The organism is Citrobacter sp. C1, from assembly GCF_014596895.2.
GTDB lineage: Bacteria > Pseudomonadota > Gammaproteobacteria > Enterobacterales > Enterobacteriaceae > Citrobacter > Citrobacter gillenii.
The window spans coordinates 727,398-742,439 of record NZ_CP115035.1 but is presented as its reverse complement, the minus strand read 5'-3'; the positions used below and the strand labels follow the sequence as shown (position 1 = coordinate 742,439).

The 15,042-nt window shown below is 50.5% G+C and carries 9 protein-coding genes and 1 pseudogene; all 10 read right to left on the bottom strand.

Translation table 11 applies throughout. The annotated features are described in order from the left end of the window. Positions 1-12: 12 nt before the first annotated feature. The gene (gene vgrG / locus IB214_RS03585) at positions 13-2,385 is read right to left on the bottom strand and encodes a type VI secretion system Vgr family protein (protein WP_117342658.1); all 2,373 of its coding nucleotides are present in this window, start codon (positions 2,383-2,385) and stop codon (positions 13-15) included. Positions 2,386-2,761: 376 nt separating this feature from the next. Beyond that, a complete protein-coding gene (locus IB214_RS03580; RefSeq protein WP_117342660.1) occupies positions 2,762-3,409 on the bottom strand; it encodes a hypothetical protein in 648 nt (215 codons plus the stop codon). Between the two features lie 77 nt (positions 3,410-3,486). Further along, positions 3,487-6,111, bottom strand: coding sequence for a type VI secretion system ATPase TssH (gene tssH / locus IB214_RS03575; RefSeq protein WP_117342661.1), 2,625 nt, complete (start codon positions 6,109-6,111; stop codon positions 3,487-3,489). 161 nt (positions 6,112-6,272) lie between these two features. After that, positions 6,273-6,764 carry a type VI secretion system tube protein TssD gene (tssD, locus tag IB214_RS03570; RefSeq protein WP_117342662.1) on the bottom strand — a complete coding sequence of 164 codons (492 nt, stop codon included), beginning with the start codon at positions 6,762-6,764 and terminating at the stop codon, positions 6,273-6,275. A gap of 17 nt (positions 6,765-6,781) precedes the next feature. Next, positions 6,782-8,446: pseudogene (locus IB214_RS03565) on the bottom strand (OmpA family protein). Positions 8,447-8,449: 3 nt separating this feature from the next. Further along, complete coding sequence (tssL, locus tag IB214_RS03560) at positions 8,450-9,091, bottom strand: type VI secretion system protein TssL, short form (RefSeq protein ID WP_117342663.1); 642 nt, start codon at positions 9,089-9,091, stop codon at positions 8,450-8,452. Between the two features lie 5 nt (positions 9,092-9,096). Then, on the bottom strand, positions 9,097-10,434 hold the full coding sequence (gene tssK / locus IB214_RS03555) for a type VI secretion system baseplate subunit TssK (protein ID WP_117342664.1): 1,338 nt from the start codon (positions 10,432-10,434) through the stop codon (positions 9,097-9,099). Between the two features lie 23 nt (positions 10,435-10,457). Then, on the bottom strand, positions 10,458-11,990 hold the full coding sequence (gene tssC / locus IB214_RS03550; protein ID WP_117342665.1) for a type VI secretion system contractile sheath large subunit: 1,533 nt from the start codon (positions 11,988-11,990) through the stop codon (positions 10,458-10,460). A 65-nt stretch (positions 11,991-12,055) separates the two neighbouring features. Next, on the bottom strand, positions 12,056-12,553 hold the full coding sequence (gene tssB, locus IB214_RS03545) for a type VI secretion system contractile sheath small subunit (RefSeq protein ID WP_117342666.1): 498 nt from the start codon (positions 12,551-12,553) through the stop codon (positions 12,056-12,058). A gap of 476 nt (positions 12,554-13,029) precedes the next feature. Continuing rightward, positions 13,030-14,892, bottom strand: a complete 1,863-nt coding sequence (gene gss, locus IB214_RS03540) for a bifunctional glutathionylspermidine amidase/synthase (RefSeq protein WP_115257498.1) — start codon at positions 14,890-14,892, stop codon at positions 13,030-13,032. Positions 14,893-15,042: the final 150 nt, after the last annotated feature.

The following is a 15,042-nucleotide window of genomic DNA, read 5'->3' as shown; positions in this document are numbered from 1 at the left end:
ATTGACCCTCCATCAGCCCAGCGTCACTGTAGGACTTTGTGTACCACCCGCAGCATCAATGGCAGTGGCGCAAGGATCCGGTAACTCTATTCTGGCGTTCAATATTGCAGGCGCCATTTTCTGAATTCCAATACTCTTGACGCGAACATTGCCAGGCGCCCCGACTTCTATTTCGCCATCTTTAAGCCTGATATATGCTCCACCACAACTGAGCACTAACTCTGTCGCTGCGGTAATGATCACCTGCTCATCCTTGCTGGCTATACTCAACGTTTTCTTTGCCAGCAGATCCATTGCATCTCCCTGCGCCTGAATTTCCACTTTTCCTTTGCTGGCGAAAATCTTAATCCCCATCCACTGAGCGAAAAGACTTATTGTTTCTTTCACACCAAGGCGGAATTTTTTAGCGACACTGACATCTGTATCCGCTCCAGAGGTCACAATGACATTCTCACCTGATGAAAGTTGGATACTGGCGGGAGTTACCTGTGCTATACCAGCAGGGGCAGAAAAAAGTAAAGCCTGTTTCTTGAGCTCTGTCATAGACTCCATCAACAATGCTTTTTGCCTCTCTATATCAGCCAGTTCTGCTTTCGCTTTTTCTGCCGCAGAGCGAATACCTTTCGCATCCTGAAGCGCAGCTTGTAAGTTAGCTACTGCTTCATGCATATCTAGCTGCAAACCTCCAGCTAATTCCTGGCGATCGGCACTGATAAAAATCCCCTTCCCAGCCCGTATAGCTCCCCACTGGTCTGTACGCAGTTCAAAGCCTTCTCCCCGCAACGCACGCTGTGCATCCACGTTATGCCCAAGGTTCAGTTGCGTCTTCCCGCCGTACTCGGTGCTGAGCTTGATGTGCTCCTCGCCCCGTTTATCCTCCATACGCAGCTTGTTGTTCGCCGGCGTGCGGATGACGTTACGCGTGTTGTTTACGTCCGTCACGTGGTCCGGGTGCCGCGAGTCATGCAGCGCATGGGCGATATACGGTCGGTCCGGGTCTCCCTCGTGGAACGCCACCGCCACCTCCGTACCCTGTATCAGCGGGAAGTGAATACCGTAGGTGTCACCGCCGTAGGGTTTGGCTAGGCGCAGCAGCATGCTCTCGTAACCCTGCTGTTTGCTGTCCCGGTCCGCGTCGAACTTCACCCGGTACAACCCTTCCGCCGTCTGGTGAGCATACATATCCCCGCTCTTCGGGCTGCTGACCCGCGCCGTCAGCGTGCCGCTCACCTTCGGCCTCGGCTTCAGCGACGGGCGCCAGCACTGCGTCTCACTGTATGGTACCGCTGCCAGCGACACTTTCAGCGCCTCCTTCCTGCTGCCGCTGAACCCGGTGCGGATGACCACCACAGGCTGCTGCAGCACGCCCGGCAGCGTCGACGGTACGCTGCTGTCCGTTACCGTCACCACCTGCCCCGGACGCAACCCTGCATCCGTACTCACACCCGTTATCAGCGTCTGCTCCGCCAGAAAACGCTCATGGTCCAGCCGCGCCCAGAAGTTCGCCGTCTCCGGAGCCGGGTCGGATGCATCCCCCGCCTCCAGATGACGCGGTTTGTAGTGATACACCTCGCCATAGCGCATCTCTTCACCCTCGCCACTGGTGATATCCGCCCTTGCCGACTGCAGCACTTTCTGCGCTTCACGGTGGTTGTAATCTTTCGCTGTCACCCCCGCAGGTGCCACCTGATACCGGATGTTCAGACTCCAGACGGAGTCTGCCCCGCTGTCGCTCATCCCTGACGGACTGTTCAGCGCCAGCCGTTTGTCAAACTCATACGCACTCTGCCTGTCCGCAAAATGCACCACTTCCGTGCGCGTATCCGGCTGCAGTGTAAAGAAGTAAAATATCCCCACTTCCGCCAGCAGACGCTCGATAAACGCCAGGTCACTCTCCTGGTACTGGTTTATCTGCTCACGCTTCGGGTAACTCTGCGTCAGCGTGAACTCATACTCCCAGCCGCACAGCGCGTGCTCCTGCAGGATTTCGCCCACCACCTCCGGGACCGATTTATTCACGAAGAAACGGTGCGTGCGGAACTGTTTATCCAGCAGGGAGAGATAAGGCTCCACGATGATTTCGTGGCTGACCTGGTCCCGCGACCCCGCCAGACGCCGGAAGTGGGTGACCACGCCGTGCACAAACTTCACCGGCCGGGCACTGAGTAATTCCCCGCCTTTCATCGTCAGTAACGCCGGCTGGTTCAGGAACATATCGGCGGTCAGTTTAGGGCTGGTGCAGGTGAAATAAATCGAATAATGGTAGCGGACGCTTAACTGCTCCAGCCCCTCAAAACGCTCCACGTCTAATTTATACGGACATGAGGAAATAGTCAGACTATAGCGATTAAGCGAGGCTTCTGGTGTTGCTGGTTCCAAATTCATAGGGTTAACTCCGTTTAATAGCCCGACGTCAAAATCAGTTGAAAAAATGCGCTTTATAATTCATCAGAAAATTACTGCTCGCCATACCCCGATAAATAATCAGAACATCATTTATCAAACGCATATCGATAACTGACAAGCAACGCCCTTCGTGTTAAATTAGATCGTTATAGATAATCATCCCAATGACTACGCACGTGAGGCCAGAAAAGCCGCATCAAAACATACCCTAAAAAAATCAATAAAATGCTTACCGCACCCCAGAAATATCGATAATTATCTTCAGAAATAAAAAAGAACCAAATAGAAAAACCGATACCCAGAGTGCATAAAATATCACCTACTGCGAATATACAAAAATACATTAAATATATAGTTATATTTCTAAACTTCCCAGACCATCCAGAAAACATTGGCAAACCTCATTAAAACAATCTATATTTGTATTACTAATATCAATCGCTTTCTCAAAGGGTTTCACAATATCCTCAACAAGGAAATAAAGAAGATCCAAATCCCCCCGATCTCTTAGCTTTTGATAGTGAGACGGATTTCTTTCGGCAAGATAGCGGGATGTATAGATTGCTCTGGATACCTCCGCCCCCACTGCAAGAATTGTACCTATAGCAGCACCTGAAAAAAACGCAGCGACCAATCGTTCTGAGATCATAATACCAAGATTAATGCCAGTTAATTTAGAAAATAACACTTTCCCTGCAATATTCCCGGAAACCCTCTCCGCCATTAAAACAAGATTTACTCTGGAAGCAAAATCATCAATAAAAACTCCAATAACTTTACCTATCAACTCCTTATTGAATGTTACTCTCTTAATAAGTAACGCAAATCTGTATGTATCATTCTGATTATTCCAACGATGTTCTGTATCCAGAAAATCATAGGCCAGATACCCCATGCTCACTGGGAATGATATAAATCCTTTTGCCAGAGCACCTAAAAAACCAGAATGATCAACATTAATCGCATCGAGCATATCTTTTGCTATATCTTTTGCACTATCCATATTTAGTCCTTTAGAAAAAGGTACGACACAGCACAAAATAAAGCCCAGCGATATGCTTATCACTGGACTTTATTTTCTCATTCGGGATCTAATATGAGCTCAATGCCCCCTTCATCACTCCAGCCCAAGGTAAGCTGCTGAGGTTTTTGCTGTGCGGCAAGATACGTTAACAACTGCTGGCTGAGTACTGGCAAGATTTGTTGATTCAGTAGACTGTCAATATTCCTCGCCCCCGTATCCGGCAGCAGGCAAGCGGCGGTCAGGGCATCAAAAAGGTTCTCGGATATCGTTGTGGTGATACCGTAGTGACGCAGTAATCGCTGGCTAACCTGATCCAGTTTCATCTGTACAATCGTACGTAACGCCGGTTCACTGAGCGGATGGTAGATAATGGTCTGGAAGCGCGCCAACAAGGCTGGCTGGAAGTGATCGCGTAAAAGTGGACGCAGTAGTTCATGCAAACCGGACTCTGTCGTTTCCGGCTGTTCATCCAGCATCTGCATAATAGAATCGCCGCCCAAATTGGAGGTCATCAAAATAACGGTGTTACGAAAATCAATTTCACGCCCTTCACCATCGCGCATAAAGCCGCGATCGAACACTTGATAGAACAGGTTCATGACATCCCTGTGCGCCTTTTCTACTTCATCCAGTAATACCACGCTATAGGGGCGTTTTCGCACGGCTTCCGTCAGAACTCCGCCCTGACCATACCCTACGTATCCCGGAGGTGAGCCTTTGAGCTGGCTCACGGTATGCGGTTCCTGATATTCAGACAGATTAATGGTAATCAGCGACTTTTCACCGCCAAAGAGGATGTCGGCCAGCGCCAGTGCCGTCTCCGTTTTCCCGGTCCCGCTGGGTCCTGTGAGCAGAAACACGCCCTGCGGGCCGTTTTCCGGTGTAAGGCCCGTTTTTGATGCACGCAGACGCTGCGCAATAGCGTTCAGCGCATACTCCTGGCCAACAACGCGTTTACCCATTTGGGTTTCGAGCGTCAGCAAATCGGCCTGGGAATCCTTCAGTAATGAGGAAAGAGGAACACCGGTCCAGTCAGCAATTACCGTGGCAACAGTACGTGCATCCACATCCGGAAACAGCAAAGGATTACCCTGCTGAAGTGCATTAAGCTTGTGCTGCAATTCAGTCGTTTCTGCCTGACGCGAAATATCACGACGGCAGTCAATAAGCTGCTCAGTGAGGGTCATTTCCTGACCATACTGGGTTTCGCGTTCATCAAGTTCGACCAGCAGACAGTTTTCCTGCTGTTCAATTGCCGTCAGTCGTTCAGCATGTTGACCATTGCCTACGGCGATATCTTCAAGTAGTGCCTGCTTTTCCATTTCAAGCGCGGTGATCTCTGACTTTAAACGCGTGAGGGGTTCAGGAACAGTATCAAGACTCATCCGCACCCTGGCACCTGCAGTATCCAACAGGTCAACAGCTTTGTCCGGCAATTGTCTTCCCGTAAGATAACGGCGGGAGAGCGTAACAGCAGTTTTGACCGCTTCATCGGTGATATGCACGCCGTGGTGTTTGGCATAGCGCGATTTCAAACCACGCAGCATCAGACAAGCCGTTTCATCATCCGGCTCATCCACTTTTACCATTTGAAAGCGCCGTTCCAGCGCGGCATCACGCTCAAAATATTGTTTATATTCGCTCCAGGTGGTCGCCGCGATGGTCCGCAGCTCCCCTCTGGCTAGAGCAGGTTTGAGCAGATTAGCCGCATCCGCGCCCCCCGCCTGATTACCTGCACCAATGATGGTGTGAGCCTCATCGATAAACAGCAAAACTGGCGTTGGGGACTGCTGCACGGCATCAATAATGTTTTTCAAACGCTGTTCAAACTCACCTTTCACTCCCGCTCCCGCCTGAAGTAGGCCAAGATCCAGGGTGCGCAGCGTCACCGATTTCAGGCTATCCGGTACGTTACCTTCAGTAATGCGAAGCGCCAGGCCTTCTACCAGCGCGGTCTTACCCACTCCTGGCTCACCGACCAGAATCGGATTATTTTTCCGCCGACGTGACAATACATCCACCATCTGGCGAATTTCATTATCGCGACCAAATACCGGGTCGATATCGCCGGCACGCGCTTTCGCGGTCACGTCCAGGGTAAATTTATCCAGTACACCTTGTAATGCTGGCGACAACGTCGACTGAGCCAGGCCAGGACGCACTTCGTCATCTGGAAAAACCTGCGCCAGAGCGGCTTCTTGCTGTCTTTCCGGACGCTCATCCGACTGGGCATTTAGTAACGGCAGGAGCCGTTCCAGTTGGGTATGCCCGGCGCTCAGAAGCGGCCACAAACCATCACACTTCAGTAGCGAAGGCTTTCCCACCAGCGCCATCAGCAGATGTACGCCGCGTATTTGCGAATTTTCATCCGTCGCGGCACATAGCCAGGCCTGTTGCATTAAAGAAATAAGCGGTTCTGACAGCTGCGGACGGCTTTTAACGGAACGAGACTGGACATCAAGATGTGCCAGCAACGACTGCCAGAGATTATCAATATCCCATTCATAGCGCCGAGCGATTACCGTAATATCGCCCTCCCCTTGCTCCAGTAACTTCAGTAACCAATGCTCAGGTGTAATTTCTGCATGCGCTCGCGTTTGACATAACGATGCCGCAGCTTCAAGAGCCTGCGCGCAGTAAGGGTTGAGGCGCCGTAATAACACTGCCGACTGATGTTCCATTTGCTTCCTGACTCCCTGTATCCAGACACGCTACCGCCCCTGGCCGTAATCCAATGCCCATAAGGTAATATTGACGATGTCACTCTCTGCTGAACGTGCTTTCCAAGCGCTCAGCAGAGGGCAAAAAAAAACGGATGAGGAAATCCTCATCCGTTTGAGCATTACGCGGTGGTACGCTCGTTCCAGGCGTCTGAATGGATGATATTGCCATCCTTGTATGTCCAGACGATCTTCTCGTAGCGCAGCTCAAGCTGCTCCAGGTGGTTGTGCTTCTCTTTGGCAGGGTCTTTGATGTCGTGCATCACTGGGTTTACTTTCACGACTTTGACGTTATGCAAAGTCGTATTGAAGTACTCCACTTCCTGACCCGCATCATTGATGCGATACCATTTAAATTCCGCCTGGCGCAAAGTCTGACCCGTGGTGACAGCCTTGTACAGATACGGGCTGGATGCATCGATTTCCTTGGTGAACATGAACGGCGTATGAATACGCGTCCCGGTCAGCTTACCGGTGTTATTATCGGTAGGGATGTACAGGTTATGTTCCTGAGCCACCACTTCGATACTGCCCTCACGATCTTTCACATCAACAGAACCTTTGATGTCCGCGCCGCCGTCGTCCTTCAGCCATAAGTAGACTGGAATAGCCATAATTCTTTCTCCATTTTTTACTTCGCTAATGCGTCACCGCCTTCCGGTGACGGTTCCTTCACACCCGGCGTCCGACAGGCATCAGCCTGCGGCACCAGACTGATTTCTACACGACGGTTGGCAGCCCGGCCTTCCGGCGTATCGTTTGTTTTATCAGGGCGCGATTCACCGTAGCCCTGAACGGCAAAGCAACTCTCAGGTACATCGCCGGTGTCACGCATCCAGTCACGAACGGACTCCGCGCGTTTGAGAGAAAGTTGCTGATTTGATTTCTCATCGCCAACATCATCGGTATGCCCAGCGACAACAATCAGCCAACCCGGTTTGGCTTTGATATTGACCAGTGCGGCGATGAGAATTTTTGTTGAATCCGCTTTTAAGGCCCATTTGCCGGTATCAAACAGCGACATACTGTCGAGACGGACGGTTTGCGGTGCTGCGATCTTCGGTTTTGCAGGAGGCACCCAGTCACTGATAGCCGCCCGAAGCGGAGGAATCAGTCTCATACCCTGATATAGGCCCATTGAAAGAGAAAGCGGTTCACCACGCTGGTACCAACGATCAAGTCACTCGACATCACGCCGCAGTTGGTCCTGAGCCTGAATTTTAGGTTCGACGGGATTGCCAGTCAGACGGCTATATAAAGTCAGATGATCGTTTGTGACTCTGATCAGATGCTGGTTATTGATAAAACTGAACAGCATCGCCAGACCAACAAAAACACCACACAGCAAGCCACTCACGCCTACTGTGCGTTGAAATGCCGTTAATGCCCGGCGACGAGATAAAAAAGACAAAGCCAGATCCGGAAATGGCAGTAAAACGGATTCAGAAGACACTGCAGGAGAAAGCGTTGTCTGACTGGCAATATGCTGCTGCCACAGATTATTTTCTCTGCCGCTTAAAGAAGTGAAGCACACCACGCGCAAAGCTGAAAAAAGAGACGGAACATTACGCCCGGCATCACCTTGCACGATTTTTAGCCAATTCAATAAGTTATCCAGCCATATGGCATGGGTAAGATGAAAATGGCGAGCCGGACGCTCTTCCGAAGAGAATGGGGCAAAATCGTCTAAGCCCGTGGCAGACTGCACCTCCGCATCCTGAGGCGTACGAATAAACCAGCGCGCAGTTTCTTTACACTCAGGATAATTCAACCAACAGCACAACCATAACGGTGGTATTCCTGATAGCCAACGCCGACTCTGCATTACCACACGCCGCCAACTGAGCAGCATGTGCTTAAGCGCGTCTTCATCGTTATGCTGTTCCGGGGTCAACGCCAACATAACGGAAACCCGCATCAGAAGACCCGGACGTTGTACCGCTATTTGGCGAACCAGAACCGCAAAATGTTCCGGTGTCTGGACGCATAGATACCAGCCCTGTGAGCTTTCACAAGAAGCCCCTCGTGCGACAAACAATCGCTCACTATCACCACACACCAATACCACCGGCCCTTGAAAACTTTCAGGGGGTAGAGGCACGTCAATACCCGAATGATCAGATGCAAGTTGGCTATAGTGACGCCAGCCATAAACGATCCCTGGAATGGCCAACACCAAAATCAGAACGCTAAGACCGCCTCGCACACCGGTACTTACCGGGCTGAATCCCCAGATCAACAACAATGCCAACACGGTTGCCAGCACGTAGTTCACGATCCCTCGCAACTGGATCATGTCTTAACCTTGTCCAATAAGCAGAGTAACCTGCTCCTGCAGGACGTGAGAAAATACCAGCCACATGGCGCCTAACGTCACCGCCCCCACAACCCAGGCCGACCACCAGCGACGCTGCCCACCAGAAAAACCTGAGGCTCGAATGACCACAGGAGCATCGTGCTTTAATTTAAAAGGCATAGCCTGAGCCGCCAGCGCTTCAAGCACATCCTCACGACGTTCATCTCCCTGCTCACGATAACGGCCAACAAAACCGAGCGTGACCGCACGATAAAAACAGGTTAATACCGCGATATCGGGAACGGGCTCCCGAAGTACCGTACGGATACGTTCCCAAAGCTCTTCTCCGGCGTTGGTGGTATTAAAATAGCGGGCTTGCAATGGTGTGGCCAGCCAAGTGATATAACCGCTGTCCTGCCGATTACGGTTCAATACGCTTTCATCCAGTAATGCACATTGCGTATACAGCATGTGTTCAACGCTATGATCGCTGTATCCCATTTCACGTAAGGCTTCACGCGCAGAATCAACCCACTGACAGGCGCGCCGATAGAGCGCGGCCCCATCGTCTACGTCGGCGCCACTACGTAGCTGGCTTACGGCAAGCCAGGCCGGCCAGAAAACCTGATCGATGTCCTTCTTCATGTCGTTTAATCCCTTAATACTGCGAACAGCTCAAGTTGAATTTCTCCTAGCGTTCCTGGGACATAGAAGGCGCAATTACCCGCCTCCAGCATTGCCTGGGCAGCAGGATGATTAATCTCAAGCGCAAAATATTGGTTTTCCAGTCGTAACGGGATAGCCGCAGGTACATGAGTCAACGGTTTTAAAGGCACACCACTGAGCGCCACATTGACGACATCAGACACATCGGCTCGGCTACCTGCTTTGCAAAGCTGTGGAAACTGCGTCAGGAGTAAATGCGCAGGAAGATCCGAACGGACAGAAAGGTAAAAATCAGCCCCTTCACGCAATCGGGCATCCGCCAGAACGCCATACCAGAACTGTCGCTCCTGTATTAGTTCAATAGAGACAACACGAGAAGGCAGGCTGGCTTCCAGCAGTTCTACCAGCAGGGCAAACAATGGCGGGAATACGCGATCTGGATGGGTATGCTGATAAGGCGGTACAGCATTGACATCATGATCCAATGAAAACGTCAGGAGACTGCCTGCCAGTCGCGCCAGTTCTCGCCACAGTAGTTCAGGATGTCGTCCGGGATTTTCTAGCATTTCACTCAGCACGGGCTCCGCGCTATTGAGCGCATTTAGCAACCAAAAAAGCGATACATCTGCTACGGCAAAATCTGCCATTCGTTCGTTACTTTCGCGTCGCAACGCCATCAAACGGCGGCATCTGGCCCGGATGCGGTGCACCAAATCGCTCAGTAAATTCATCAATAAGGGGCTTGCCGTGAGTGAAAGTGAAGGCGGTAAAAAATCCCCCCCTAACTCCCATTGCCCTTGGGCATTTCGAATAAGACAAGCGACCGGACAGGTCAGATAAGCACTGTTATCATCATGGGCATACCGCAGCGTAATAGCATTCCGTAATACCGCCATATCAGTCCGTTCCTGGCCGGATAAGTCCTGGACGGGTAACCACTCCTGTTGCCAGCGACAAGGGCGACTGACACCGCCCCCTAATGACAAATTGCCGCCGTTTGCAGAAAGCAGCGGCAATGCCAGCACGACATCAACGTTGTTGTAGCCAGTGAGATGAGATAAATCACACGCCGGAGGCAGGTTGTCTGAAACACTCGTGTCCACTAACGTACCGTCAGGGAAACGCACGACCAGATTGACCGGATTTAAGCGAAAAACAGCCAGTGCACTTTCGTCAAACTCTGCGCTGATGACTCCCCACGGAGATGACAGTGACATACGGGCAACAACGTCAGCCACATAAGCATCCCAGCGTGTTTGTTGCTGAAACTGTTGGGGGGCCAGAAAGGCCCCTTCGCTCCATAATGGACGATAAATCTTCATCGCACCTCCTGTGCTCGGTATCGTTAAGATTTCGACTTCGGCATCTGTGAAACCAACGACAAGCTGACGTCCATCCCCTCAACCTGGAAGTGAGGAATGGCATACAGGCGCACACGGAAGAACCCTGGGTTATCCTCAATGTCCTCCACCACAACTCGCCCATCACGAAGCGGATGTGAGGCCTGCAAATCATCACCTGGATCCGTCATTTCGGTTACCAGACTGCGTAGCCAGTTGTTGAGTTCAAGTTCGAGCAAGCGACGATCTTTTGTCGTACCAATATTCTCGCGCTGCAAAATTTTCAGGTAATGCGCAATGCGGGAAAGCAGGAAAATATACGGTAGGCGTGAGTTAATTCGGCTGTTCGCTGTCGCTTCTGGGGTATCAAACTGAGCCGGTTTTTGCGCCGAGTTAGCAGAAAAGAAACAGGCGTAATCTCGATTCTTATAATAAGAAAGAGGAATAAAGCCAAGATTAGCAAACTCAAATTCGCGGGTTTCAGGGATCATCACTTCAGACGGAATCTTCACCTGATTACCGGTACCCAAATCGTACAAATGGATCGGTAAGTCTTTAACCGCGCCACCTGCCTGTGGGCCACGGATCTGAACGCACCAGCCATTCTTGATAAAACTTTTCACCATGTTCACAGCAAAAGAGAAAGATGCACTGGTCCACAGGTATTTATCGTGATCGGGACCTTTAACCTCTTCGACATAGTTAAAGCTACGTACCGGCACGGTATCAGGGCCATACGGCAGGCGGCCAAGTACCCGCGGCATTGTCAGCCCGATATAGCGGGAATCATCACTATCACGAAATGCTTTCCACTTGATGTATTCAGCACGTTCAAAATAATCGTTGATATCTTTAATCGCGGCGACGTCTTCCATATTATCTTTCAGGAAGAATTTCGGACCGACTGCGCCAATGAATGGCATATGACAAGCCGCTGAGACACCAGAAATATTGCGCAGAAGCGCAATATCTTGCGGGCTGTTGTCGAATTCATACGCGGAGATCATTGCAGCAATAGGCTCACCGCCAGGCTGATCGTATTCTTCAATATAAACATGACGATACAACCCACTCTGGATGAGCTCCGGCGCATCGTCAAAGTCATCGCGTAATGCGTCTTTACTGATATCCATCATTTCGACGCGAACGTTACGGCGAAAATCGATACCCATAATCATCGAATGCAAACCGCGCCAGAGCGATTCCTGCTTTTGGAATTCAGCATGGTGCATAACTTCATTGACCTGATCGCTAATCTGTTTGTCCAGACGCGCAATTTGGTCATCAAGTAGCGTTTTATCCAGACGCTCCAGTGGTTGTGTCGCATCTGCCAGACATGAGACTAAAACCTGAATGGCAGCGGTCACACGTTCAGCCGGAGCCGCATCGGAAAGCGCTTCATCACTCTGCCACGCATCGACATTTTTCAATGAAGAAACCGGAGCAAGATTAATTTTGTCAAAGAGGGACTGATAAACACTGCGCTCACCCGTCGTGGTGGTAGCCGCAGCTGAAGAGGTATGTTCCTGAACAGACATCAACATATTCCTTTAATGATCCTTTACTATTCCAGCCGCTTAAGCGGAGGAAACCCTGTATAGCGTTAAATCTCTTCTGGCATCATTGTTGCCAACTCATCACGCAACTCCTGACTCAGGGCAGGATCTTTAAGGACGATTTCCAGCTCACGGCGAAAAGCGGCGTTATCAAGTAAATTAGATTTCAAATCGCGCAGTAAATTACGCATTGCCAATAGCACGCGGAGTTGTGGGATATTTCGCGCTACCTGCTCCGGTTCAAAATCACGGATATTCTTAAAAGTAAGATTAATCTCTTCATTTAAACCGTCACCCGCTAACGTATTTTCCACACTCAGGTTCACGGTTGGAGAGAACTTTGCTAACACGTCATTGAAATTATTTTTATTAATATCAACCTTTTCACGCTCAGATAATGGTCGCTGTTCTCTACCATTACTGAAATCACCCACAGTCAAAAGTTTTAACGGTAGTTCAACCTTCTTCTGAACGCCTCCTGTGTGTAAATCCAATTTAATGTTAACGCGTGCCGTCGGCACTTCATTCTGAAAACTGTCACCCATACGTCCCTCTCAAACCGGTGAATCCTACCGGTATATCACTTTTCCCAATGGCGCATTTTCCCTTTCCAATCACTCACAGCCTGACACCGTTGAGGGCGTTTCCTGCGTATGACGACCAGTGACTGTCAATAAGAATTAATGATTATAATTAGTATGCTAAGGTAATCCGATATTTTATAGACATTAAAAACTGATCGAAATCACTATTTCGTCAAATAACACATTGATATTATTTATTTAAATAAAGGGAATAAGAAAAATTACATCTAATACAAACAAACAAAAATAATTAAATCAAAATGCATTCATTGAATTAATGACAAAATAAAAAAACAACTTCACTTGATGAATATCTGAATAAGTTTATATAGCCACCACAACTAGATAAATGACAATCACAGCCATTGTAAAAACAAATAAAAAAGCCGGAGACATACCCCGGCTTCTTTAGCGCAATCAGAAACAGACCTGAAAGGTTACGCCCCTTTCACTACAATAAGCGGTTCGATATCACTCTCTTTTTTAATCACCAGCGAATCGTCACCGCGCAGGCAGGTGCCGCCGTAGTTACCGCCCACGGTGAACGTGCAAACCTGAATATATTTACCGGCAACGTTGGGCAGACACCAAAGCTGCTGATAAATGTTCTTCTGTTCAGCAAACTTACCGCTGGTCTTATCGAGCAGTTCTTCCTCGTGACTGACCAGATCGATGTTGCTGCCACAACGTCCTGCAATAGGTTTCACGGCATAACCGGTTCTCGCCAGCTCGTCGTTAACAGTGAAGTCAGTATCAAGCAGATAGCGATGATGAGGGAACAGTTGCCACAGGATCGGTAAGATTGCCTTGTTGCCGGGAATAACCGTCCACAACGGCTCGAAGACCAGCACTTCCGGGCGCAGCAGAACATCAATCAGTCGTACTTCCTGGTGAGTATGTCCGGTACGAATTGGCACGGCAGCGTATTCGGTTTCGCTCACCTCACGCACTTGCTCGATCGCGGTTTCCCATGCCCAGGTTTTCCAGACGCAATTCACCAAACGACCGTCGCCGTCAATCAACTGGCCGGCATCATCCCAGCGTAATTCGTCCAGTCCGCGGAGGATTTTGCTGTCAAACCCGGCCTGATGCAGCGCCTGCTGCATAAACTGCGCGTGGTAGTTCTCTTCAATATCCTTGTCCTGCATGATGTGAACGAAAGGACGCGCGCGACTGTGCTTCCAGGCGCCGGCCAGTTCGTTGATCAGCCCTTCTGCAGGATTGTGCCCGCGCCCACGGTAGCCTTGCTCAGCCCAGCGTTCAAGGATCAGGCCTGCTTCGGTATGGCACGATGCGGAATCGGCGTTGTACTCGTACACCTTCAGCCCGCGCTCATCCATACAAAAATCCATACGACCGGTGATCATATGGTGCCGACGACGCTGCCATGAGAGGCGCAGACGCGGCCAGAGAATTTTTGGAATATCGAACAGCGCCAGCAGGTTATCGTCTTTCAGCACTTTGTCGGTTGCGTGCAGATACATCAGATGCAGTTCGTTGGTCGCTTTAATTAGCTCCTGCTCCGCGCTTTCAGTAATGGTGAAGTACTGATGCGGATCCCGATTGATCACATGACCATTTGCCAATACGTAGGCTTTTTGCAACGGATCCTGCTCGTTCAGCCACTTACCATCAAACTGTCCGCTATCTTCCAGTCTCGCGCCGCCAATCTTCAGGGCGTCATTGTCGATCTCTGGCTGCGGCAGACTGTAGCGGGTATCGTCAGTTTGGATCATCCAGCCGAGGATCGTGGTGTCATCAAAGGTATCACGCAGGGTGTAGTGACCATTTTCAACCACCATCTCCAGCTCGCGGGTCCACTGCTGTCCGGGAGGCAGCGGCGTGTGGATCACGTTCTGTTCAGCAATGCGGATTTTATTTTCCAGCAACTGGGTGACGACCGCCACATGGCCCGTTTCGTTGAACTCACCGCCTTTTTGCCAGATAAGTAGAGCGCCTGCTACCGGCGCGCGGGGTGAGCCATTAGGGAATGCTTGTAACGGCAGAATATTGTCATTCACCACTTCGCGCAGGAAACGCAAGGAGAAGATCTCCCAGGCCATACCCACATCGGTGAAGACTACGCCATAGTTGAGAAAGAGAAAACGGCGCGCGAACTCGACGCACTGCCATTTGTGGCCCATGTATTCGTCGTCGATATAGCTGCGAAACGCAGCATCATCGTCGTAGTCCCGTGGGTCAAGGGAGCTGTAATCTGAAGAGTAGATTGCTACGCCGCCGGGGGCGTAGCCCAATAATGTCCCGAATGGGGCATCCTGACTGGTCGTTCCTTTGCTCATGCACCTTACCTCAAAACAATACAGCCTGAGCAGGGTGGCGTGAATTTTTCGCTCTGATTGCCTGCTCTGCGACACTAACCGGACAGAGGTTGACTTATCATACACCTCAACGCAGCGGCTGGCGCTCAGAGGCGAAAAATTCGTAGCAGG

What these genes read in the sequence shown, in the direction of transcription:
- vgrG (WP_117342658.1), bottom strand. Translation starts at nt 2,385, where the DNA reads ATGAATTTGGAACCAGCAACACCAGAAGCCTCGCTTAATCGCTATAGT.
- IB214_RS03580 (WP_117342660.1), bottom strand. Translation starts at nt 3,409, where the DNA reads ATGGATAGTGCAAAAGATATAGCAAAAGATATGCTCGATGCGATTAAT.
- tssH (WP_117342661.1), bottom strand. Translation starts at nt 6,111, where the DNA reads ATGGAACATCAGTCGGCAGTGTTATTACGGCGCCTCAACCCTTACTGC.
- tssD (WP_117342662.1), bottom strand. Translation starts at nt 6,764, where the DNA reads ATGGCTATTCCAGTCTACTTATGGCTGAAGGACGACGGCGGCGCGGAC.
- tssL (WP_117342663.1), bottom strand. Translation starts at nt 9,091, where the DNA reads ATGAAGAAGGACATCGATCAGGTTTTCTGGCCGGCCTGGCTTGCCGTA.
- tssK (WP_117342664.1), bottom strand. Translation starts at nt 10,434, where the DNA reads ATGAAGATTTATCGTCCATTATGGAGCGAAGGGGCCTTTCTGGCCCCC.
- tssC (WP_117342665.1), bottom strand. Translation starts at nt 11,990, where the DNA reads ATGTCTGTTCAGGAACATACCTCTTCAGCTGCGGCTACCACCACGACG.
- tssB (WP_117342666.1), bottom strand. Translation starts at nt 12,553, where the DNA reads ATGGGTGACAGTTTTCAGAATGAAGTGCCGACGGCACGCGTTAACATT.
- gss (WP_115257498.1), bottom strand. Translation starts at nt 14,892, where the DNA reads ATGAGCAAAGGAACGACCAGTCAGGATGCCCCATTCGGGACATTATTG.